This is a genomic window from Erythrobacter sp. GH1-10, assembly GCF_045363165.1.
GTDB lineage: Bacteria > Pseudomonadota > Alphaproteobacteria > Sphingomonadales > Sphingomonadaceae > Erythrobacter.
In genome coordinates this window covers 1-2059 of the sequence record NZ_JBJFLP010000004.1, presented here as the reverse complement: position 1 = coordinate 2059, position 2059 = coordinate 1, and the positions used below count along the sequence as shown (strand labels likewise).

The following is a 2059-nucleotide window of genomic DNA, read 5'->3' as shown; positions in this document are numbered from 1 at the left end:
GTCGAGCTGTTCCTAATCTTCAGGGCATGGTGGGTGCTTCTGGTCGCGGTCGGAATCCACGGGCTTGGTATGCTCGCGAGCCTGCGCGATCCGCGGATTTTCGATCTCTGGATCACGCGCGTGCGCAATTGCCCGCGGATCAAGAACCATGGGTTGTGGAAATGCAATTCCTACCGGCCCTGACGCGCGATCCCGATGCTGTTGCCAAGGAGACCCCGGCGGGCGCTCATCTGCCCTATGCACGGCATATCGACGATGTGACGATCGAGACCCGCGACGGCCTGCTGGTGCAGACCATCCGGCTTGGCGGTCTGCTGTTCGAAACGGCCGATAGCGAGGAACTGAATTACCGCGCGAGCTTGCGGGATTCGATGCTGCGCACGCTCGGATCGTCACGTTTTGCGGTCTATCACCACGTCATCCGCCGCCGCGCGGAGGCTGCCCTGGGTCCGGTGACCGCCGACGATTTCTCGACCCGTCTCGACGAGCGCTGGCAGGAGAAGCTTTCGGGCAAGCAGCTCTACGTGAACGAGCTGTTCGTCACGATCGTGCGGCGCCCCTTGCAGGGAAGCATCGGGATCGCCGACCGGATCGGCGGATGGTTTTCGCGCAAGTCGCACCGCAATGCGCAGCGGATCGCCGCGGACAAGCATGCGCTCGACCGGGCGCGCGAGGCGCTGGTGGCTTCGTTATCGGCCTATGACCCGCGGGTGCTTAGCGTTTACGATACCGCCGATGGCCAGCGCTCCGAACCGCTCGAATTCCTCTCCTGCCTGTTCAATGCGGACATGCGCCCGGTGGCGCTGCCGCACGGCGATCTCGGGCATTTCATTCCGGCGCGGCGGATCAGCTTCGGGCAGGACACGATCGAGCTTGCCCCCGCCGGGCAAATGCCGCGCCGCTTTGTCGCGATGATTTCGATCAAGGATTATCCGGGCGCGACTTTCCCCGGGATGTTCGACGAGCTCTATCGCCTGCCGTTCGAACTGCACGTGACGCAGAGCTTTGCAATGGTCGAACGCGCGGCGGCGCTGGGACAGATGAATCTTGCGCTGCGCCGCATGCGCTCCGCCGAAGACGAGGCCTTGTCGCTGCGCGACGAACTGGCGGTCGCGAAAGACGAGGTCGCCGCGGGACGAGCCGGGTTCGGGGAGCATCACACGACCATCGCGGTTCATGCCGAAGACCTCGCCGCGCTCGAAGACCATGTCGCCGAAATCACCGCCATGCTCGCGGATCTCGGGATCAACGCCGTGCGCGAAGACATCGCGCTCGAGCCGACCTTCTGGGCGCAGTTTCCGGCCAATTTCCGTTACATCGGAAGGCGCGGGCTGGTCTCGACCACCAATTTCGCAGGGCTGGCGAGCCTGCACAATTTCCCGGTCGGGCGCGCACGGGGCAATCATTGGGGTGAAGCAGTCACGCTGTTCGAGACGACCGCGGCAGGCCCGTATTTCTTCAATTTCCACCAGCAGGACCTCGGCAATTTTACCGTCATCGGCCCCTCGGGGTCGGGCAAGACGGTGGTGCTCAGCTTCCTGCTTGCGCAGGCCCGCCGCTTCGGGCCGCGGATCATCTTCTTCGACAAGGATCGCGGCGCCGAGCTGTTCCTGCGGGCGATCGGCGGCACCTACGACCGTCTGACGCCCGAGACGCGCTCGGGGCTCAATCCGCTCCAGCTCGAGGACACGCCGACCAACCGGCAGTTCCTGACCGAGTGGCTCACTTTGCTCGCCGGCGGTGCGTCGAACGCCGAGCTCGAACAGATCCGCGACGCGATCGACACCAGCTTCCAGCAGCCTCTCGAACGGCGACGGCTGCGTTACCTGGTCGAGCTCTTCCGCGGCGAGGCCCGCCCGCATCCGGACGATCTCTTTGCCCGCCTGCGCCAGTGGTGGGGCGATGGCGAGCGCGCATGGCTGTTCGACAACGCCCAGGACAAGACCGATCTGTCCGCCGAAACGGTCGGGTTCGACATGACCGCGATCCTCGACGATCCCGCGGCGCGCACGCCGGCGATGTTCTATTTCTTCCACCGGGTCGAACAGCGGCTCGATGG

2 protein-coding genes are annotated in these 2059 nt (G+C 64.9%); both read left to right on the top strand.

The genetic code is table 11. The annotated features are described in order from the left end of the window. Positions 1-183, top strand: a 183-nt coding sequence (locus tag ACI5KX_RS14930; protein ID WP_406811548.1) for a VirB3 family type IV secretion system protein, incomplete at its 5' end; no start/stop codon positions are given. Further along, positions 162-2059 (top strand): VirB4 family type IV secretion/conjugal transfer ATPase (locus tag ACI5KX_RS14925; protein WP_406811547.1); only part of this gene is annotated, 1898 nt, incomplete at its 3' end. The genes ACI5KX_RS14930 and ACI5KX_RS14925, both read left to right, overlap by 22 nt.